The following is a 23,700-nucleotide window of genomic DNA, read 5'->3' on the forward strand; positions in this document are numbered from 1 at the left end:
GAAGGAGCTCACCTACCCTGTAATCCCTAAAAAGTGCTCCCCTCCCAGCGCTTGCTCAGAAGCATCGCATGGTCAGACGCCGATCGTAACCGCATTGGCACCTTGTTCCCGTCGACGATCCACCTGCGTTCCCCGGCCGATTGCTACCGCTCACGGGTTTCGAGCAGCTCAGCGAGCCGGGGACCGATCTCGGCCAACGCTTCGGCAGAGGTCATCAACTCGTGCGTCGACGCGATCGGCCGATCGATGATCTCATCGGAGACGAAAGGCTGCCAGTCGGCGGGGGTGCGATCTGGTCGAGCCTCGGCATCGACCGTGGCGCGGAAGAACTCGAGCGTCCCCTCGAATACCCCTGGCCGGTACTGCGACTCCAGCTCGACCGTGCGCATGGCCGTGCGGTAGATCAGCCGCAGTCGTTCGGGGGTGAGCACGTCCACGCCCTGGCCGATGGCCATGGTGTGCAGCGCCGCCACGGCCTCATCACCAATTTCCCGCAGATTTTCGGCCGCGGGCAGAGCCGCCGCGTCCAGTCCCGATTCGGTGAAGGCCTCGCGGATCTGGTTCCGGAAATCGGTGAAATCGCCGCCCGGGTAGGCGTCCAGAATCGCGAGCAGCTCGACCTGCGCGCCGTCGGCCTGCAGTTCGGTCGCCACCGCGTGGGCCAGCTTGCCGCCGAGCGACCAACCGAGGATCCGATACGGCCCCTCGGGCTGCACCGCCCGCATCTCGGCGATATAGCGACGCACGATCTCGACCATCGAGCCCGGGTGGTAGTCGTCTTCGGTGAGCGCGGGCGTCTGGATGCCGTAGATCGGTTGGTCGGCCGGGAGGACCCGGGCCAGTCCGGCATAGGACCATGACAGTCCGGCCAGCGGGTGCACGCAGAACAGCGGCGGCCTGGTGCCTGCGGCCCGGATCGGGAGGATTACCCCGAGTGCGGCCGCGGAGCCGGAGTCGAAATCGCGCCCGTGCTCGAGCACAGCGCTGATCTGTTTCGATATGCCGAGCACCGTCGGCTCGGTGAAGAACCAGGCGACCTTGATCTGCGCGCCGGTCACCTTGCGCAGTCGGCTGACGACCTGGGCGGCCAGCAGCGAATTACCGCCGAGGCCGAAGAAGTCGTCATCGATGCCGACCCGGTCGATGCCGATGACCTCGGCGAAGACAGCGGCGACGGTCGATTCGAGCGGGGTCGTCGGTGCGCGGAACTCCCGTGCCGCGAAGACGGGATCGGGCAGGGCGCGGCGATCGAGCTTGCCGTTGGGGTTCAACGGCATGGCGTCGAGGACCATGATGGCGGCCGGAACCATATAGGACGGCAGCTGTTCGGCGACATGGGCCCGCAATGCCTCGGCATCGACTGTGGTCGCGGCTACGACATGGGCGACGAGCTGATCCGACAGCACCGAGGCCACCGCCCGGGCCACCGAATCGTGTGCGGTGAGTGCGGTTTCGACCTCGCCGAGTTCGATGCGCAGGCCGCGCAGTTTGACCTGGAAGTCGGTGCGGCCGAGATAGACGATCGAACCCTCGGCCTTGCGGGTGACCAGGTCGCCGGTGCGGTACATCCGGGAACCGGGCGCACCGAACGGGTTGGCGACGAAGCGATCCGATGTCAGGTCGGTGCGGCCGGCGTAGCCGCGGGCCAATTGCGCACCGGCCAGGTACAACTCGCCCGCGACGCCTGACGGCACCGGATGCAGCCGCGAATCCAGTAGGTACGCTTGGGCATTCCAAACCGGCAGGCCGATCGGTACCGCGCCCTCGATATCGGCGGCCACCGGACTGTGCGTCGCGTGGACGGCGAATTCGGTCGGTCCGTACAGGTTGTAGAGCTCAGCTGAGCTGACCTTGCGGATGGCCTGCACCGCGTCGGCGTTGAATGCCTCACCGGCGATCAACAGGGTGCGCAGCGATGCCAGTGCGCAGCCGTCGACCGCACCCGCGAAGACGGTCAGCATCGAGGGCACGAACGAGGTGATGGTGACCCGCTCGGCCGCAATGACCTCCGCGAGGTACTGCGGGTCACGATGGCCGTCCGGGGCGGCCACGACGATTCGACCGCCGGTGGACAACGGGCCGAACAGCTCCCACACGGACACGTCGAACGTGGCCGGGGTCTTGAACAGCACGATGTCGTCGGCACCGATGCCGTATTCGCCGGTGATCCAACGGATCTGGTTCACCACTGCGGAATGCGGCACCGCCACCCCCTTCGGGCGACCGGTCGAACCGGAGGTGAAGATGACGTACGCCGGGTTGCTCGGCCGCAGCGGCGCAATCCGCTCGGTGTCGGTGACCGGCTGCTCCGAATAGCCGGACAGGTCCAGCTCATCGATCGTAATCGCAGGCAGTTCAGTCTCGAAGTCGTCGCGCGAACTGGTCAGAACGCACACCGGTGCGGCCGACTCGAGCACATGCCCGATCCGCTCCGCGGGCTGCTCGAGGTCGAGCGGCAGGTAACCGCCGCCGGCCTCCTGCACAGCGTAGGCCGCGATCACGAAATCGACCGAACGCCGCAGGGCAAGGGCGACAAGCTTTTCCGGCCCGACACCAGCCTCGATCAACCGCCGCGCCAACCGGTGCGCATGCGCACCGAATTCGGAGTAGGTAAACGAAGAGCCGGCCGCCGGATCGACGATCGCGACCGCATCCGGCGTCGCCGCGGCCTGCCCGGCGAATTCATCCACAAGTGTCCCCACCGCGGCGAGTTCACGGTTGGTGTCGTTCCACCGCCACAGCACCGCGGCCCGTTCGGTAGCGCTGAGCAGATCGATATCGCCGACCGGCGTGTCCGGCCGGGCGATGATCTGTTCGAGCAGCCCGACGAACCGATCCGCGAACCCTTGGACGGTGACGTCATCGAAAAGATCCCTGGCGAAGGACAATTCGGCGACCATACCGGCACTCGGAGCCGCCTCCTGAATGGTCAGCGACAGATCGAATTTCGCGGCATCGATCTCCAGATCGACCGCACCGATGCGCAATCCGGGCAGCTCGAACGAGCTGTCCGGCAGATTCTGGAACGACAGCATGACCTGGAACAGCGGATGCCGTGCGGTCGAGCGCACCGGGTTCAACAGGTCGACCAGGCGCTCGAACGGAATGTCCGCATGTGCGAAGGCGCGCAGATCCGCATCCTTCGTATGTGCCAGCAGCGCACCGAAACTCAGTTCGCGCGACACCGCGCTGCGCAGCACGAGGGTATTGACGAACATGCCGATCACATCGTCGAGTTCGGCCTCACCGCGACCGGCGACCGGGGTCCCGATTGCGATGTCATCAACGCCGGACAACCGCGCCAGCAAGACCGCGAGCGCGGTGTGCACGACCATGAACATGGTCGCATTCTCGGCCCGCGCGAGTTCCTGCAGGCCACGGTGCAATTCGGTGCCGATCGTGAAGGCCACCCGGCCACCGCGGAACGACTGCGTCGGCGGACGCGGCCTATTCGTAGGCAGATTCAGCTCGTCCGGAATTCCGGCCAGCGCGTTGCGCCAGTAGTTCGCCTGGGCCGTGATGAGGCTGTCCGGATCGGCTTCCGAACCCAGCACCGCACGCTGCCAGATGCTGAAATCGGCGTACTGCACCGGAAGTGGCGACCAAGCCGGTGGCGAACCGGCCGAGCGGGATACGTAGGCGATCATCAGATCCCTGGTCAGCGGGCCCATGGACCAGCCGTCCGCGCTGATGTGATGCGCCACCAGCACAAGCACATGCTCGTCCGACTCGACCTGGAAGAGCTTGGCCCGCACCGGAACCTCGACCGTCACATCGAAACCGGCCGAGGCCGTGGCGACGACCTGCATGGGCAGATCGACCGCGCTCACCCGCACCGGCGTCAGATCCGGCACCGCCTGTTCGGCGGGCACGATCAATTGCACAGGACCGTCATCGGTCTGTGGATAAACGGTGCGCAGCACCTCGTGCCGTTCGATCAGATCCATGACGGCCAGCTCCAGCGCAACCAGATCCAGCGCACCGGTCAGGCGCACGGCGGCCGGAATATTGTCGACCGCCGAGGACGGATCGAGCTGGTTGAGGAACCACATCCGCTGCTGTGCCATCGACAGCGGAATCCGTTCCGGGCGCGGACCGGCGGTCAGCGCGCGGCGACCACCGAATCCGGCGTGCTGCTCGATCGCGACCGCGAGCCCGCCGACCGTCGACGCCTCGAACAGGGTGCGCACCGGCACCCGGCCGCCGATGGCCACACCGAGCCGGGCCACCACCTGGGTGGCGATCAGTGAATTGCCGCCGAGTGCGAAGAAATCGTCGTCGGCGCCGACTCGTTCCAAGCCGAGCACATCGCCGAAGACGCCCGCCACGATTTCCTCGACCGGTGTTGCCGGGGCGCGGAATTCGCGGCTGACGAAGGTGGGTGCCGGCAGCGCCTTGCGATCCAGCTTGCCGCTGGTATTCAGCGGGAGTGAGTCGAGCGCCACGATGGTGGCCGGAACCATATATGCCGGAAGAGTTCCCGCGATCACAGCCAGCAGTTCGGTCTGATCGATCTGGTGACCGAGGGCAGGTACGGCGTACGCGACCAACTGGTCGCCCAACGTCGACGGCAGCACAACGGCCACCGCCTGGCTCACCGAAGCCTCGGCCAGCAGCGCGGTTTCGATCTCGCCGAGTTCGATGCGCTGGCCGCGGAACTTGACCTGGAAGTCCGTGCGGCCGATGTATTCGAGCACACCGCCGGACTCGGTCGCGCGCCAGACGACCAGGTCACCGGTGCGGTACATGCGTGTGCCGGCGCCGAAGGGGTTGGCCACGAACCGATCCGAGGTCAGATCGGGTCGGCGCACATAACCGCGGGCCAGCTGGTCACCGGCCAGGTACAGCTCACCGGCCACACCAGCAGGCACCGGATGCAGTCGCGAATCCAGTACGTATACCTGGGTGTTCCACTGTGGCGGGCCGATCGGGACGCCGGGGCGGTCATCGCCGCGCGCCTCCCAGGAGGTCACCGAGACCGCGGCCTCGGTCGGGCCGTATAGGTTGTGCACGCGGGCATTCGACATTGCCCGCACGGCGTCGACGGTTTCCGGCGGCAGCGCTTCGCCGATCACGAAGATGTCCCGCAGCGTCGGGCAGGAGCCCGCCGGGGTGTGCGCGGCGAAAACGGTGAGCATCGACGGAACGAAATCGGTGACGGTGACGCTCTGTGCAGTAATGGTTTCCGCGACATAGGCCGGGTCGCGGTGGCCGTCGTGCGTGGCGACCACCAGTTTCGCGCCCGCGCGCAATGGCATGAAATAGCCCCACAGCGAGACGTCGAAGGTGGTCGCGGTCTTCTGCAGGTACACATCGCCGACGCCGAGCGGATACTCCGCGAGCATCGACGTGGTCTGGTTGTGGATGGCCGCATGCGAAATCGCCACGCCCTTGGGACGTCCGGTCGAACCCGAGGTGAAGATGACGTAGGCCGGGTTCTCCGGACGCACCGGACGCAATAGTTCGTCGGCGCGCACCGGATTCGCGTCGAATCCGTCCAGTGCCAACGTATCCAGGTGCAGCACCGGCGTATCACCGGGCACCGTAACCGCATCCGCGGTGGTGGTCAGCACCGCTACAGGCTGGGCGGTATCCAGAATGTGCGCGATCCGCTCCGCCGGATGATCCGGATCCAACGGCACATACGCGCCACCGGCCGTCACAATCGCATACATCCCGACGACCAGCTCCACCGAACGCCGAATCGCCAGGCCGACCAGGGATTCCGTGCCGACACCGCGCTCGATCAGCAACCGCGCCGAACGGTTGACCCGCTGATCGAATTCCCGATAGGTCAGCGTTGCTCTCTCGTATACCACCGCGATCGCGTCGGGATGGTCCGCGACCGCTCGGCGATAGCTGTCGAGCAATAGTTCCGGGGCCACCGGACTGGCCGTCTGGTTCCAGTCGAGCAGGATCTGCTCCCGCTCGGCGGTGGCCAGCAGGTCGAGTTCGCCGACCGGGATGCGCGGTGCGGCGATGATCTGGTCGAGCAGGCGTCTGAGGCGCTCAGCGAACCCCTCGACGGTCGCCTGATCGAAAAGGTCCCTGGCATAGACGAATTGACCGGTGATACCGGCGGGCACGCCGTTCGCGTCGTAGGCATCGCTGACAATGAGGTCGAGATCGAACTGCGCCACCTGGATGTCGATACCGACACCGGAGACGGTGAGACCGGGCAGCTCGAGGCTGGACTGCTCCAGATTCTGGAACGACAACCCGACCTGGAAAAGCGGATGCCGCGCGGTCGACCGGACCGGGTTGAGCACCTCGACCAGCCGCTCGAACGGGATATCCGCATGCGCGAAGGCCCGGATATCGGCCTCCCGCTGACGCGCGGTCAGCTCGGTGAACGTGGCACCGGCGTCCACCCGGGTGCGGAACACCAGGGTGTTGACGAACATGCCGATCAGATGATCCAGCGCGGCTTCACCGCGGCCGGACATCGGTGTGCCGATGGCAATGTCGTCGGTGCCCGAGAGCCGCGCCAGCAGTACGGCCAGCGCGGTGTGCACGACCATGAACAGCGTCGCGCCCTCGGCACGGGCCAATTCGATGAGGGCACGGTGAGTTTCGGGATCGATGCGAACCTCGGCCGTACCGCCCGCGAAGGACTGCATCGCAGGGCGCGGCCGGTCCGACGGCAGATCCAGCTGTTCGGGCAGATCGGCCAGTGCGTCACGCCAGTAGGCGACCTGCTCGGCCGCCAGTGATTCCGGATCGTCCTCGCTGCCGAGCAGTTCGCGCTGCCAGATGCTGTAGTCCGCGTACTGCACGGGCAGTGGTGCCCAGCCCGGCGCGGCATTCGCGGAGCGGGCTGCATACGCGAGCATCAGGTCGCGGGTCAGCGGTGCGACCGACGAACCGTCACCGGAGATGTGGTGCACCACCATGGCGAGTACATATTCGTGTTCAGTGGCGCCGTCCGCGGAGCCCTGCACGGCCACACCGGCCACCGCCGAACCCACCCCGCCAACAACCGCGTCCCCACCGCCCTGCACGGCAACACCGGCCCCCACCGCCGAACCCGCCCCACCAACAACGGCATCCCCACCGCCCTGCACGGCGATACCAGCTCCGATCTCCGAACCCCCCGCACCGACTCTGTCGACAGCGAACAGCACGACCCGGACCGGCACCTCGCTGGTGACGTCGAAGGTCGTCGAAGTCAGCTCGACGACCGCGGATTCGAGTTCATTCGGCGCGACCTCGCGGACCTCGAGTTTCGGCACGACACCATCCGAGGGCAGAATCAGCTGGACCGCACCCGCATCGGTCTGTGGGTAGATGGTGCGCAGGATTTCGTGCCGCTCCACCACATCGACGACCGCTCGGCGCAGCGCCGCCACATCGAGGGTCCCGGTGAGCCGCACGGCGATCGGGATGTTGTAAGCCGTGGACTCGGTGTCGAATCGGTTGAGGAACCACATCCGCTGCTGTGCCAGTGACAGCGGAATATGTTGCGGCCGGTCGCCTGCCACCAATGCCTTGCGGGCACCGGTACCGGCGAGCTGTTCGAGCTCGGCCGCGAGTTCGGCGACCGTGGACGCCTCGAAGAGCAACCGGACGGGTACCCGGGTTTCCAGTGCCGCACCGAGACGCGCGACCAATTGCGTTGCCAGCAGCGAATTTCCGCCGAGGGCGAAGAAATCGTCGTCCAAGCCGAGGTAGCAGCCGTCGTCGGTGCCCGTGCCGATGCGCAACACGGTCGCGAACGTGCTTGCCACGATCTGTTCGGTATGCGTCTTCGGCGCACGGAAGGCAGCCTGCTCGAAGACCGGTTCCGGCAGCGCCTTTCGATCCAACTTGCCGACCGGGGTCAATGGGATCTCGTCGAGCACGACGACCGCGGATGGCACCATATGCGGCGGCAGGCGTCGTGCCGCATGCTCGATGAGCACACCGGGCTCGATGGCCCGGCCGGACACCGGCAGCACATAGGACACCAGGATCGTGACACCCGCGTCGCTCTGCCTGCCCATAGTGATCGCGAATTCGACATCGGCATGCCCGCCGAGCACGGCATCGATCTCACCGAGTTCGATGCGATAGCCGCGGATCTTCACCTGGAAGTCCGAGCGGCCGACGTATTCGAGTGCCCACGGGATCGACGGCAGCGCCGCATTGCCCATCCGGAGTTCGGCTTCGGCGAACCAGCGCACCACGTCACCGGTGCGGTACATCCGCGCTCCAGGCTCGCCCCAGGGATTAGCCACGAAACGCTCCGCGGAAAGCCCCCGACGATTGTGATAACCACGCGCCAACGCGCCGCCGGACAGATACAGCTCCCCCGCCACGCCCGGCGGGACCGGATGTAGCCGAGCATCCAGCACCAGCGCCGACATGCCGTGTACCGGTGTGCCGATAGTGATCGGCGAACCCGCCCGCAGCGTCGCGTAGGAGGCGATCACGGTGGCCTCGGTCGGACCGTAGCCGTTGTAGTACCTGCGGCCCGGCTGCCACTTACCGAGCAACTCCGGTGTCGTGGCATCGCCGCAGACCATGAGCATTTCGAGCTGCTCGAGCCCGATCGGATCCACCGAGCTCAGCACCGCCGGGGTGATGATCGAATGCGTGACCCGCTCGCTGCGCAGCAGGTCACCCAGTTCCGGACCGCCGATGATCGCCGCAGGGACGATCACCACTGTCGCGCCGACCGAAAGCGCGACAAGCCATTCCAGCACCGACACGTCGAAGCTCGGCGAGCAGATATGCAGCAGCCGATGCTCCGGCTCCAGCCGGTACAGGCCGACCGAATGGTCGATCAGGCCGCCGAGACCGGTGTGGGTCACGGCGACGCCCTTGGGCATACCGGTAGAGCCGGAGGTGTAGATCACGTACGCCACATGGTGCGGCCGCAACGGCATGATCCGGTCGGCGTCGGTGACCGCTGCGGCGGATCGGTCGGCGCACAGCGCATCCGTCTCCGCATCGTCCAGCACAAGCCATCGCACGTCGTCCGGCAACTCACCCAGATGCTGCGAAGCGGTGAGGCCGACAAGCGCACCCGAATCGGTCAGCATGTGCCGCACCCGATCCACCGGGTAATTCGGGTCGACCGGGACATGTGCGCCACCGGCCTTCGACACCGCCAACACGGCGGCCACCATCTGATACGAGCGTGGCAGAGCCAGCGCTACCAGGCTTTCCGGACCAACGCCGCGATCGATCAGTACCCTGGCCAACCGCGACGAGTACTGGTCGAGTTCGCGATAGCTGATCGACCCGCCCTGATAGCGGACAGCAGTACGCTCCGCACCACGACGTAGCCCACGCATGAGCAGATCGGGCATCAGCAGATCGGGCATCAGCAGATCGGGCATGAGCCCACCGGCCGTCACGTGATCCGGATGCACCCGGGTCAGGAATTTCATCTCGGTTTCGGCCAGCAGCGGCAGATCACCCACCGGCAGCTCCGGCCTGGTCGTGATCGCCTCGAGCAGCCTGACGAACCGATCCGCGAACACCCGAACGGTGGACTCGTCGAACAGGTCACGCGCGAAAGAAAACACCGCGTACATGCCCTCGGATGTGCCCGGCAGCTCGGTAATCGCCAGCGAAAGATCGAATTTCGCGGTATCGATATCGAGATCGACTGCGCCGACACGCAATTCGGGCAGCTCGAATGAATTATCGGGCAGATTCTGGAACGACAGCGCCACCTGGAACAGTGGATGCCGTGCCGTGGACCGCTCCGGATTCAGCAGATCGACCAGGCGCTCGAACGGAATATCGGCATGGGCGAAGGCCCGCAGGTCGGCGTCCTTCACCGCCGAGAGCAATTCCGGGAAGGTCGCGCCACCGCGCACCAGGGTCCGCAGCACCAGCGTATTGACGAACATGCCGATGACGTCGTCCAATTCGGCCGCACCACGACCGGCTATCGGCGTGCCCACGGCGATGTCCTCGGTGCCCGACAGACGTGCCAGGAAGATCGCGAGTGCGGTGTGCACGACCATGAAGATCGTCGCGTTCTGTGCGCGGCCGATCTCCTGCAGCCTGCGGTGCACCCGCGGGTCGACCGTGAAACCGACTGTGCCACCGGCGAACGACTGCGTCGTCGGGCGTGGCCGATCGGCGGGCAGGTTCAGCTCGTCGGGCAGACCGGCCAATGTCGTGCGCCAGAATTCGGCCTGCGCGGTGATCAGGCTTTCCGGATCGTCCTCGGAACCGAGCACTTCCCGCTGCCAGAGACTGAAATCCGCGTATTGCACCGGCAGCGGCTGCCAGGCGGGCGGAGTACCGGCCGCGCGCGATGCGTAGGCGAGCATGAGGTCGCGGGTCATCGGTCCCATCGACCAGCCGTCCGCGCTGATGTGGTGGGCCACGAAAACGAGCACGTACTCGTTCTCGGGTGCGACCTGGAACAATGCACCTCGCACTGGCACCTGATCGGTGACATCGAATCCGGCGGCGATGATCTCGACGATCCTCGCGTGCACCGCATCCGGCGCGACCTGTTGCGGAGTCAGGTCCGGAACCGCCTGTGCCGCAGGCACGATCACCTGATGCGCGATACCGTCGCGGTCGGCCGGATAGACGGTGCGCAGAATTTCGTGCCGCTCGACCAGATCGGCAACGGCCTGCTGCAACGCGGCGATATCGAGCGCACCCGTCAGCCGGACCGCGACCGGCAGATTGTTCACCGCAGATTCGGTATCGAACTGGTTGAGGAACCACATCCGCTGCTGTGCCAGCGACAGCGGAATCCGCTCCGGCCGCGCACCGGCCACCAGCGGCACCTCGCGACGCCGACCCGCGCCGGGTGCGACCGCGGCGGCCAGGGCGGCAACCGTCGGCGCTTCGAAGACGGCACGCACCGGAACGCGGTTGCCGATCGTGGCACCGAGCCGAGCCACCACGCGGGTCGCGACCAGTGAATTACCGCCGAGATCGAAGAAGTCGTCGTCCGCACCCACGCCCTCGATGCCAAGCACATCGGCGAATACCTCGGCGACGGAACGTTCCAGCGGCGTCGACGGTTCCCGGTAGGGCCGTCCGATGAACTCCGGTGTGGGCAGGGCCTTGCGGTCGAGTTTGCCGCTCGCATTGAGCGGCAAAGCGTCCAGATGCACGATCGCGGACGGGACCATATATGACGGCAGCGCCCCGCGTGCCTGGTCGAGCAGGGCATCGTCATCGATCTGCGCACCGGGCGCGGCCACCACATACGCGACCAACCGATCGTCGGCGCTCCCACGGACCAGCGCCACCGCGGCGCGCTGCACAGCGTCCACACCGAGCAGCACGGTCTCGATCTCACCGAGTTCGACGCGCTGACCACGCAACTTGACCTGGAAGTCGCTGCGGCCCAAGTATTCCAGGGCGTTTCCGCCAGCATGAGGCACCCAGCGCACCACATCGCCGGTGCGATAGAGCCGCGCACCATCGGCGTGCGCGACGAACCGTTCGGCGGTCAGCGATGGTGCGTTCACATAGCCACGTGCCAATTGCACACCGGCGACATACAACTCGCCGACCGTACCGACCGGAACCGGCCGCAACTGCCGGTCGAGCACATGCACCCGAGTGTTGGCGACCGGGGTACCGATCGCAATCGCCGGGCGCCCATCGGCTTCGGCGGGACAGGCGGTGACGACCGTCGCCTCGGCGGGGCCATACCAGTTGAACAGGTCCGCGTCGGGTACAACGGTGTTGAAGCGCGCGGCGGTCTCCCCCGACAGCGCCTCACCGGCGGCGAACACCCGGCGCAACGACGGGTACGCCGCAGGTGCGCCGTCGAGAAATGCGTCGAGCATCGACGGCACGAAATGCACCGTGCTGACCGAGTATTCGTCGATCACACGGGCCAGATACGCGGGATCGCGGTGCCCGTCCGGTTCGGCGACGACCACCGTCGCCCCGGTCTGCAAGGGCCACAACAGCTCCCAGGTGGAGATATCGAAGGTGATCGGCGTCTTGTGCAGCACCACATCACCGGGACCGTGCGGATATTTCCGCTGCGCCCAGCGAAATTGGTTCGCCATCTGCCGATGCGTGATCGCGACACCCTTGGGCCGACCGGTCGAGCCGGAGGTGTAGATGACATAAGCGGTGTTGCCGGGAAGCGGTGACGCGACACTCGGCAGGTCACCGAAGATCGAGGCGGTGGTCGCAGAGCGAACAGGTCGCTCGAAAATGTCCACATCGACCAGCGGTGTGTCGGTCTCGGTTTCGAAGCCGGTCCCGGTCGTGGTCAACACACACACCGGAGCCGCACTGGACAGCACATATTCACTGCGCTCGGCCGGATGGTCGGGATCGATCGGCACATACGCCGCACCGGCCCGCAGCACACCATAGATCGCGACGACCATCTCGATACTGCGCCGCATCGCCACCGCAACCAGCGATTCCGACCCGACGCCGCGACCGACCAAGTCCCCCGCCAGCTCCCGCGAACGCGCATCGAGTTGGCGGTAGCTCAGCGTGGTATCGCCGTAGATCACCGCAGGCGTGTCCGGGGTGCGGGCGACCTGTGCGTCGAACAGCGTCAGCAGTGTCGAATCATCCAGCAGCTCGGCCACTTCGGTGGCATTGACGGCGTCGAGTACGACGCGATCGGTATCGGTCAGCGCATCGACGTCGGCGACCTTGGCGAACGGATCGCTGAGGAAGCGCCCGATCAGTGTCGAGAAGCGTTGCGCCAGTGCCTGTGCCGCAGCCTCATCGAAGACATCGCGCAGGTATTTGAGGGTGAAGTGCATGCGCGCGCCGGGGACGATCACCGCGGTGACCGGATAGTGCGTGCCATTCACGGCGACCGCGCCCTCGATGCTCATGCCATCGAGCGCGCCCGCCGCCGCAGTCAGCGCCTGCTCATCGACCGGGAATGATTCGAACACCACCAGCGTGTCGAAAAGCCCTTCCACGCCGACGATTTCCTGGATTTCGCTCAGGCCGACGTAGTGGTGGTCCAGCAGCGCCGCCTGTTCGGACTGCAACTGCCGCAGCAATCCGGCGAGGGTGCCGTTCGCATCCAGGCGCACCCGGACCGGAATCGCATTGAGGAACAACCCGACCATGGTCTCGATGCCGTCGAGCTGCGGCGGCCGCCCGGAAACGGTGGCGCCGAAGACGACATCGTCGCGATCCACACTCCGGCCGATCAACAAACCCCAGGCCGCCTGGATGACGGTATTGACGGTGACCCCGGCATCGGCGGCCAACCGGCTCAACGCATCGGTGTCCGCCTCGGACAGTTCGAAGCCGACTTCGCCTACGCCCGCGGCGATTTCGCGGGCCGGATCGACCGAAGCCAGCGGTGTCGGCTCGGTGATGCCGTCCAGCACCTCGCGCCAGGCCTTGCGCGCGGCACTGTGGTCCTGCGCACCGAGCCAGGCCAGATAGTCACGGTAGGAGCGGACCTGCGGCAACTGGCTCGCATCGCCACCGAGCACATAGAGCGTCAGCAGGTCCTGGGTCAGCAGCGGCATCGACCAGCCGTCGATGAGGATGTGATGACTGGTCACCAGCAGGTGATAGGCATGGGCGGTCGAACGGATCAGCGTGAACCGCAGTAGCGGCGCGGTCCGCATATCGAAGTGGTCGGCCAGCTCGGCGGCCATGATCCGCTGCAACTCCGCGGTGGCATCTGCGCGATCGGTGAGATCGACTGCACGCCAAGGCACTTCGACCTCGTCGAGCACGACCTGCACCGGATTGCCCGCGGCATCCTCGGCGAATGCCACGCGCAGATTCACATGCCGACCCACCACGGCGACCGCCGCCGCGCGTAGTCGATCGGCATCGACATCGCCGCCGAGATCGACCATGAACTGGGTCATGTACGCATCGACCGAAGACTCGGCCAATTGCGCGTGGAACAGCATGCCCGACTGCAGCGGGGTCAGCGGCCACACCTCGGCCAGCTTCGGGTATTCCCTTGTCAGCCGGTCATTATCGGCCTGCGACAGCTCGACAAGCGGACCCTGCGCGCCGGTCTCTACCAGTGCTCCCTGTGTGGCGAGCGGCGCGAGGACCGCGACCGTGCGCGATTCGAAAACGTCGCGCGGCGTGAAGATCACCCCGCGCGCCCTGGCTCGCGACACCACCTGGATCGAGGTGATGCTGTCGCCGCCGAGTGCGAAGAAGTCGTCGTCGAGACCGATGCGCTCGATACCCAGCACCTCGCCGAGCACCTCGGCGATGAGCTGTTCGATTTCGGTCTCCGGCGCCCGGTACTCCTTGGTCTCCGGCACCGGTGCGGGCAACGCCCGGCGATCCAGCTTGCCGACCGGGGTCAGCGGAATCGTATCGAGCACCGTAATGGTCGTCGGAACCATATGGGCCGGCAGTGAGCGTTCGGCGAAGGCGGTCAGTTCGTCGGTATCGACAACCGCGTCGCCCGCCGGGTGCACGTAGGACGCGAGAATCGTGGCGCCGGTACTGAGTTTATGCCCGATGGTGACGACGAAGTCGACGCTGTCGTGCGCGCCGAGCACCGCATCGATCTCACCGAGTTCGATGCGGAAACCGCGGATCTTGACCTGGAAGTCGTTGCGGCCCAGGTATTCGATCTCACCGGCCGATGTCCGGCGCACCACATCTCCGGTGGCGTAGAGCCGAGAACCGCTGGGATCGAACGGATTCGCCACGAAACGCGATGCGGTCGGGGCGGGTCGATCGTGATAGCCACGCGCCACCTGCGAACCCGCGATGTACAGTTCACCGACCACGCCGTTGGGCACCTGATTCAGCCGGTCGTCGAGCACGTATTCGGTAATGGCACGGATCGGACCGCCGATGGTCACCACCGCACCGGGTGTCATCGGCGAGCTGATATTGGTCATGATCGTGGTCTCGGTCGGCCCATAGCCGTTGAAGAACTCACGTGTTCGGCCGTCGGCGATCGGTAATACCCAGCGCCGCACCAGATCCGGCGGACAGGCCTCGCCGCCGGCGACCACGACCCGGAGATCGTCGAGCCCCGCCGGATCGACCGAGGCGAGCGCGGCCGGGGTGATGAATGCGTGCGTCACCCGTTCCCGGCGCAGCAGCGCCGCCAGCTCGTCGCCACCGTAGATATCGGGCGAGACCACCACCATGGTCGCCGCACCGCCGAGTGCGAGCAGCAGCTCGAGCACCGACGCGTCGAAGGACGGCGACGCGAAATGCAGTGTGCGCGACTGGCTCGTGACGCGATACCGCTCGCGCTGTTCATCGCAGAAGCTGGACAATCCGGCCTGCGTGACGACAACACCCTTCGGCTTGCCGGTGGAGCCGGAGGTGTAGATGACGTAGGCCGAGTGCTCCGCCCGCACCGCGCGAACCCGGTCCGCATTGGTGATGGCCCCGCCCGAGTATTTCGACAGGCGCAGTGCGAATTCGGGTGCATCGATCACCAGCCACTCGACCCGATCCGGCAGCTCCGCCGCCACCTCGGCGACCGCGAGCCCCAGCACCGCACCGGAATCGGTCACCATGTGCGCGACGCGCTCGGCCGGATAATTGGGGTCGACCGGCACGAATCCGGCGCCGGACTTGGCCACCGCCCACACCGCGACCACCGACTCCAGCGACCGCGGAATACCAACGGCCACAAGATCTTCCGGACCGACACCGCGTTCGATCAGCAACCGGGCCAAGCGGGTGGACCGATCGTCGAGTTCGGCGTAGGCGAGCTGTCCCAGGGTCGCGCCGGCATCGGCGAAAACGACGGCGACACCCTCCGGATTCGCCTCGACCGCGGCGCCCATCAGCAGCGGCAGCGTGGCCCGCGACTGGCGGGCCCGGGCCGGACGGCTACGGGCTGGCCGGGTCACGCGAACGGCCCCCCTCCGATACCGCGCGGCCGCGCCCGATCCTGTCCCACCGACCGGTATCCCGGCATAGGAACTTTCTCCCCTCGCTCATCGTCACTACCCGGATCTCCCGGGTGGAAGATCAGCTCGGGTCCTGGACGCCCAATAGCGCACCGAGGTCGACCACAACCGGGACGGCCCCGAATTCCGGCGCGGGCGCGCCGTCATCCAGCACCACCGCGTGCAGATCCTCCAGCCCCGTCACCTCGACCGGCGCAAGTCCGGCCCGATCGATGAACAGGTGTGTAACCCATTCGTCGGCCAACAGTGCCGAAAGCGTTACGCTATCCAGGTCGCCGGCGGTGACCACGACCGACGCGCCGTTCTCTCCGGCCGCGACCACTTCCAATAGCGCCGCCGCCGAATCCGCACGGCCGTGCCGGAACACCCGGGACTCGAAGGTGAGTTCGGTGCGCGACCGCAGCCGCTTGGTCGCGACGGAAATATCGTTGTAGGACAAGGTAACCGCGGCCACGAAGGCCGGATCCTCACCGCGCAGCGCCTGCGTCCGGTTGGCATAGGTCACCGGGCGCGGCGATTCGGCGGCGATCTCGGCGAGCACATCCGGATCGTCGAGTGCCAGCCAGTCGACGATGCTGTCGGCGGGCCATGCGCCGGTGGTAATTCCGACCTTGACCTGCAGGCCGACGGGCAGTGCTCCATCGAGGGCGGTCACCGGCGTCAATGCGGCACCGGCTTTGAGCACCGCCCAGGTGGCGACCACCGCGTCCACCCCGCGATCCAGCCGGATCGCGACACCGGTGCGCGGACCGCAGCCGCGGGCGATCAGCACCCGAGCGAGTCGCGAGGACCGCGCGTCGAGATCCTGGAAGGACACCGCGTCCTCACCGAAAACCACCGCGGGCCCGTCCGGATCGTCCTCCACCGCGGCGGCCAGCGCCTGGGTCAACGCCGCACCGCTGGTGACCGGTACGCCATCGGCGGCAGGCTCGAGCACCGTTTCCGGCGCGGCGAGTGCGCGATCGCGTTCGGCGGCATCGAGGATATCGATATCGCCCACGCTGACCTGCGGGTCCGCGACGACCGCAGTGCAGATCCGAGTCAGCCTGCGACCGAATGCCTGCACCGTCAGCGCATCGAAAAGGTCTGTGGCGTAATTGAATACCGCGATCAGCCCGGCGGGTGCGCCGTCCGCGCCGTGCCGTGGCTCGACGGTCAACTGCAGATCGAACTTCGCCGCGACCGCACCGGTATCCAGTGCCGCGACCGTCAGACCCGGCAGTTCCAGCTTCGGCTGCTCGAGATTGTCGAAGGACAGCACCACCTGGAACAGCGGATTGTGCGAGGTCGCGCGGTTCGGCAGCACCACCTCGACCACCCGCTCGAACGGGATATCGGCATTGCCGAAGGCCGAAAGATCGGTCTCGCGAACATGTTCGACGAGCGCGTCGAAGGTGGTCCCCGATTCGGTCGTGGTGCGCAGCGCCAAGGTATTGACGAACATCCCGACCAGATCGTCGAGCGCGCGCTCACCGCGGCCCGCGATGGGGGTGCCGATCGTGATATCGGAACTGCCCGACAGCCGCGCCAGCAGCACCGCGAGCACGGCGTGCACGACCATGAACAGCGACGAATTGTGTTCCCGAGCAATACGAATCAGTCCGGCGTGCACCTCGGGCGAGAGCGTGAAGGCCGTCGAAGCACCGCGCATGGACGGCATCAGAGGGCGTGGGCGGTCCAGCGGTAGCTCGATCGCGCCGGACAGTCCGGCCAGTTGGTCGCGCCAGTAGGCCAATTGCTGTGCGGCGACGGAGTCCTCGTCGTCATCGGTGCCGATGACCTCGCGCTGCCAGATCGCGAAGTCGGCGTACTGCACCTCGAGCGGCGTCCAGGTCGGGACGTCGCCCGCACAGCGCGCGGCATAGGCGAGCATCAGGTCACGGGCCAGCGGGGCCATCGAGGCACCATCGGCCGAAATGTGGTGCACCACCATGGCGAGCAGGTGACGGTCCGGGGTATCACCGCGCAGCAGTACGCCGCGCACCGGAACCTCACGGGTCACATCGAATCCGGTCGACATCAGCTCGGTAATGCGGACGATCGGGTCGGCGTTCGACTCGACGGCGAGGCCGCCCGGCCAGGCCTCGGCGACCGGCAGGATCTCCTGGTACGGCAGCCCGCCGGGACCCGTCGACGGGTAGCGGGTGCGCAGCGCCTCGTGCCGCTCGAGCACATCGGCGACCGCAGCGCGCAGCGCCTGCACATCGAGCGCACCGGTCAGGCCGATGCCGAGCGGGATGTTGTAGGCCGCCGAACCGGTATCGAACTGATTGAGCACCCACATGCGCTGCTGCGCAAGCGACAGCGGCACCCGCTCCGAGCGCACCGCCGCGACCAGTGGGGCACGAGCTCCGGTCGAGGAACCGGGCACGATCCGCGCGGCCAGCGCCGAGACGGTCGATGCCTCGAACAGTTCGCGCACCGAGACATTGGCGTCCAACGCCTCGTTGATCCGGCTGACCGCCCTGGTTGCCAGCAGCGAGTTACCGCCGAGGCCGAAGAAATCGTCGTCCATGCCGACATCGCGCACGCCGAGCAGTCCGGCGAATACCCCGGCGACGGCCTGCTCGATGGGGGTCTGCGGGGCGCGGTAGGTGGCGCTGCTGACGAATTCCGGTGCGGGCAGCACCTTTCGGTCCAGCTTGCCGTTGGGAGTCAGCGGCAGCGCGTCGAGTACGACGATCGCGTCCGGAACCATGTAGCTGGTAAGGAAATCGGCGACCGCATTGCGCAGCTCCGCACCGAGTACCTGCGAATCAGCCTCGGCCACAACGTATCCGACCAGGCGATCACCGGCATGCTCGTCGGAGCACACCAGCACAACCGCCTGGCTGACCGACGGCTGGGCAAGCAGCGCCGCTTCGATCTCACCGAGTTCGATGCGGAAGCCGCGCAACTGCACCTGCTGGTCACTGCGCCCGGCGTATTCGAGATTCGCGTGGCCCGCGAAACCTGCCCAGCGACCGAGGTCGCCACTGCGGTACATGCGAGATCCCGGGATACCGAACGGATTCGCCACGAAACGGGTCGCGGCCAACCCGGGCCGACCGAGGTAGCCGCGGGACAACTGCCCACCGCTGACATAGATTTCGCCCGCCACCCCGACCGGAGCCGGATGCAGCCGGTCATCGAGCACATAGCTCTCCATGCCTGGCAATGCGCGACCGATCGCGCTGGCCGGATTCTCGGCCAGCTGCTCATCCAGTGCCAGGAACGACACGTGCACGGTGGTTTCGGTGATGCCGTACATATTGACCAGCCACGGCGCATCGAAGATGTGCCGCTCATACCAGCGCCGCAACTGACGCAGATCCAGTGCCTCGCCGCCGAATACGACATATCGCAGCGCGAATTTGCCCTGGTCGCCGGCGTGTGAGGCGCGATCGGCCTCGGCAAGTTGATAGAACGCCGACGGCGTCTGGCTCAGCACCGTGACCTGTTCGCGAATCAGCAAGTCGCGGAACTGTTCCGGCGAACGCGAGGTCAGATAGTCGACCACGACCACGGTGCCGCCATTGGCCAGCGCGCACCAGAGTTCCCACACCGAGAAGTCGAATGCGTAGGAGTGGAACAGCGTCCACACATCGGAATCGTCGAATTCGAACATCACCTGGGTGTTGGCGAACAGCTCCACCACAGTGCGGTGCGCGACGCCGACGCCCTTCGGTACACCCGTGGAGCCCGAGGTGTAGATGACGTAGGCCAGGTTGTCCGGACGTAGGCGGGACGTACGCTCGATATCGGTGATCGGCGATTCGCCGAAGCCCGCGGTCTCGTCCAACAGCACCAACGGAGTGTCCGTCGCCGGAATTTCGCCCAGCAGATCGAATGTGGTCAGCACACAGGTCGGCTGCGCGTCGGCGAGCATGAACTCGAGCCGCTGCGCCGGGTAGGTGGTGTCGATCGGCAGATACGCCGCACCCGCGGTGAGCACGCCGAGCAGTGCGACGGGCAACTCCTCGGACCGCCCGATGGCAACGGCGACCAGAGCTTCCGGCCCCGCACCGCGCGCCATCAGCGCCCGTGCCACTTGGTTCGCGCGCCGCTGCAGTTCACCGAAACTCAGTGCGGTATCGCCGAATCGGACCGCGATCGCATCCGGGCGACGGCGTGCCTGCGCCTGGATGAGATCGAGCAGCGTCACATCGGGCACCATCGCCCCGGCCGAATTCCATTCGTGCAGTACCAGCTCGCGCTCACCGGGGGCGAGTAGATCGATATCGCCGAGCACCGCATGGGAATCGGCGGCCACCGCGGACAGCACCCGCAGGAAGCGATCGGCGAAGTCCTGCACGGTGGCGGCGTCGAAGAGATCGGTGGCGTAGGTGAACGTCGCCGACATGCCCTGTGCAGCTGTGTATTCGCGGCGCTCCCGGTGCCCTCCGTGGTTACGCTCCGCTACCGCCTCCGGGCCCTTCGCTCGCGCCGCTGTGTCCGATTCGCGGCGCTCCCGGTGCCCTCCGTGGTTACGCTCCGCTACCGCCTCCGGGCCCGTCGCTCGCGCCGCAGTGTCCGATTCGCGGCGCTCCCGGTGCCCTCCGTGGTTACGCTCCGCTACCGCCTCCGGGCCCGTCGCTCGCGCCGCAGGGTTTTCCGCGATCTCGAGCTGCAGATCGAACTTGGCCAGCGCTACCCCGTGATCCACACCCGCGACCTTCAGGCCCGGCAGCTCCAGTTCGGTGCGCGCCAGATTCTGGAAGACCAGCATCACCTGGAACAGCGGATGCCGCGCAGCCGAGCGCACCGGATCGAGCAGCTCGACCAGCCGCTCGAACGGCACGTCGGCGTGTCCGAAGGCCTCGATGTCGACCTTGCGCACCGTACGCAGCAGATCGTCGAAGGTCATGCCGGGTTCGATCTCGGTCCGCAGCACCAGGGTGTTGACGAACATGCCGATCAGATCGTCCAGCGCCGCCTCACCGCGACCGGCGACCGGGGTGCCGACAGCGATATCGCGGGTGCCCGACAGCCGGGCGAGCAGTACCGCGAGCGCGGCGTGCACGACCATGAACAGCGTCGAATTGTGCTCGTGTGCAAGATCATTGAGTCGAGCGTGGATCTCGGCGTCGATGTCGAACGCGACGACGGCGCCGTTGTGCGACGACGTGGCAGGCCGCGGCCGATCCGCGGGCAGATCCAATTGGTCCGGCAGCGCGGCCAATTCGTCGCGCCAGAATTCGATCTGCTGCGCGAAGACGGATTCCGGGTCGTCCTCGCTGCCGAGGGCAGCGCGCTGCCAGATGGTGTAGTCGGCGTATTGCACCGTCAGCGGCGGCCATTCGGGCCGTCCGCCGCGCAGGCGATCGGAATACGCCGCCACCAGATCGCGGGCCAGCGGACCGAGCGAGAAACCGTCTCCCGCGATGTGGTGCACCACGCACACCAGCACGTACTCGGATTCGCCGAGCTGGAGCAGCCGCAGCCGCACCGGCGGCGCGACCGTCACATCGAATCCGGCCAGCACCTCGGCACTGATCAGCTCCGGAAGTTCATGTGCCGCAGCGTCGGTGAGTGGAAGGTCCGGCACCGCCCGCACATCGGTTACCGGCAGGACGACCTGGAATCCCTCACCATCGATGTCCGGATAGATGGTCCGCAGCACCTCGTGCCGCTCGATCAGATCGCGCGCCGCCGCCCGCAGTGCGTCGACATCCAGGCGCCCCGACAGCCGCACCGTCAGCGGAATGTTATTGACCGCGCCGGCCGTATCGAAACGGTTGAGGAACCACATCCGCTGCTGCGCGTACGACAGTGGAATCCGATCGGGACGGGTCTGCGCGGTGAGCGCCCGGCCGTCGGCCGAACCCGCGTGCTGCCCGACACGTTCGGCCAGTACGGATACCGTCGAGGCCTCGAAGATCAGCTGCACCGGCACTCGGATACCGAGTGCGAAACCGATGCGCGCGGCGGCCTGGGTGGCCAGCAGCGAATTGCCGCCGAGTTCGAAGAAATCGTCGTCGACGCCGACGCGTGTGTCCGTGCTGCCACCGTGCAGCACCGCCGCGAACACATCGGCGATGGTCTCTTCGACCGGTGTCGCCGGGGCACGGAACTGACGTGCCACGAACACCGGTTCGGGCAGTGCCGCCCGGTCCAGCTTGCCGACCGGGGTCAGCGGGATCTCGTCCAACACCATGATCGCGGCCGGAATCATGTAGTCCGGCAACGATTCTCCGATATGCGCGGCCAGCTCGCCGGTATCGACGGAGACACCCTCACGCGGCAGCACATACGCGACCAACGCGGTGGTACCCGAGGGCAGCGTCTTGCCGAGTGTGGCCGCGAAGTCGACATCCGGATGTGCGGTGAGCGCGTTATCGATCTCGCCGAGTTCGATGCGCAGACCGCGGATCTTGACCTGGAAATCGGACCGTCCGAGGTATTCCAGTGCACCGGTTTCGGTGCGGCGCACCAGATCTCCGGTGCGGTACAGGCGTGATCCCGAGCTGTCGACCTCCGCGCCGAACGGGCTGGCCACGAAGCGCTCCGCGGTCAGCTCCGGTCGACCGAGATAGCCCTGTGCGAGCACCGCACCCGAGACGTAGAGCTCACCGACGACGCCGGCGGGCACCGGCCGCAACCGCGCGTCGAGCACAAAGGCGCCGACGCCCGCGATGGCGGAGCCGATGGTGACCGGCTCACCGGACTGAAGGGCCTCCGTGCTCGTGACCATGACGGTCGCCTCGCTCGGCCCGTACGCATTGAATACCGATCGGCCGCTATCCGCCCACCGCGCCACCAATTCCGCGGGTAGCCGATCACCACCGGCCACCACGATCTGCAGGTCATCGAGACCAGCGGTATCCAGCGATTCCAGCGCCCCCGGGGTGATCAGCAGATGGGTGACCTGCTCGCGGCGCAGCAGATCCGCGAGTTCGACACCGCCGAATACCGTCGGCGGCGCGATGGCCAGCGTCGCGCCCACCGAGAAGGTGAACAGCGTCTCCATCATCGAGAAGTCGAAACTGGGCGAACTGAGATGGGAGACGCGGGAATCCGCGTCGATCAGATAGCGCTCGCCGATCGCCGCGAGCCCGGCCAGACCGGTGTGGGTGACCGCGACGCCCTTCGGCTTACCGGTGGAACCCGAGGTGTAGATGACATAGGCCGGATGGTTTTCATTGACCGTCCGCACCCGATCGGCATAGGAGACCGGGTGATCGGGCCGGGCGGCGATCCGCTCCGACAGCACCGGATCGTCCAATTCGATCCAATAGGCCGAGGTCCCGAGCTTGGCGCGATGCGCCGAGGTGGTCAGACCATGTGCGGCACCCGAATCGGTCACGATGTGGTGGATCCGGTCCGCCGGATAGTTCGGATCGACCGGCACATAGGCCGCGCCGGTCTTCGCGATCGCCCACAGCGCGACGATCGATTCGACCGAGCGGGTAATACCCATCGCCACGTAATCGCCCGCGCCGATCCCGCGAGCGATCAGCTCGCGCGCGACCCGCGAGGAGGCGGCATCCAATTCGCGGTAGGTGAGTTCACGCTGGTCAGCCGGGTTTCCAGTCGGGTTGAAGCGGAGTGCGACAGAGGTGGCGGCGGATTCCACTGCGGCAGTGAGCAGCTGGGCCAACAGCGGGCTTCCCGACCTGCGGCGGCGACTACCTCGGGCGGAACGACGAGCAGTTTCCATTCGGGTGTAATCACCTCTCGGGTCGAGCTAAGACCTGCCCCCGACCCCGCAAAAGGGCATCGTTACGCCGGAGGCCAAACCGGTCCGAGTCATCATATAAGCGTTGAACATGCACTGATACGCCTCCGCTCAGACGGCGCAGACGCGACAGCTATGTATCGGTCTCAGACGGTAGATGTTGCGACGCCCCCCAACGCAGTGAACTACGTCACATAGCAGATGCGCATCTCCAGCCCC

General features: G+C 66.6%; 1 protein-coding gene and 1 pseudogene. Both read right to left on the reverse strand.

Features of this window, described 5'->3' with window-relative positions; translation table 11 throughout:
- Positions 1–593 precede the first annotated feature (593 nt).
- A pseudogene (locus ACQPXH_RS29960) lies at positions 594–15,764 on the reverse strand (amino acid adenylation domain-containing protein); the annotation flags it as partial.
- Between the two features lie 121 nt (positions 15,765–15,885).
- A complete protein-coding gene (locus ACQPXH_RS29965; protein WP_433599791.1) occupies positions 15,886–23,463 on the reverse strand; it encodes an amino acid adenylation domain-containing protein in 7,578 nt (2,525 codons plus the stop codon).
- Positions 23,464–23,700: the final 237 nt, after the last annotated feature.

The sequence above is a fragment of the Nocardia sp. CA-135953 genome (assembly GCF_050955735.1).
Classification (GTDB): Bacteria; Actinomycetota; Actinomycetes; order Mycobacteriales; family Mycobacteriaceae; genus Nocardia.

What these genes read in the sequence shown, in the direction of transcription:
- ACQPXH_RS29965 (WP_433599791.1), bottom strand. Translation starts at nt 23,463, where the DNA reads ATGGAAACTGCTCGTCGTTCCGCCCGAGGTAGTCGCCGCCGCAGGTCG.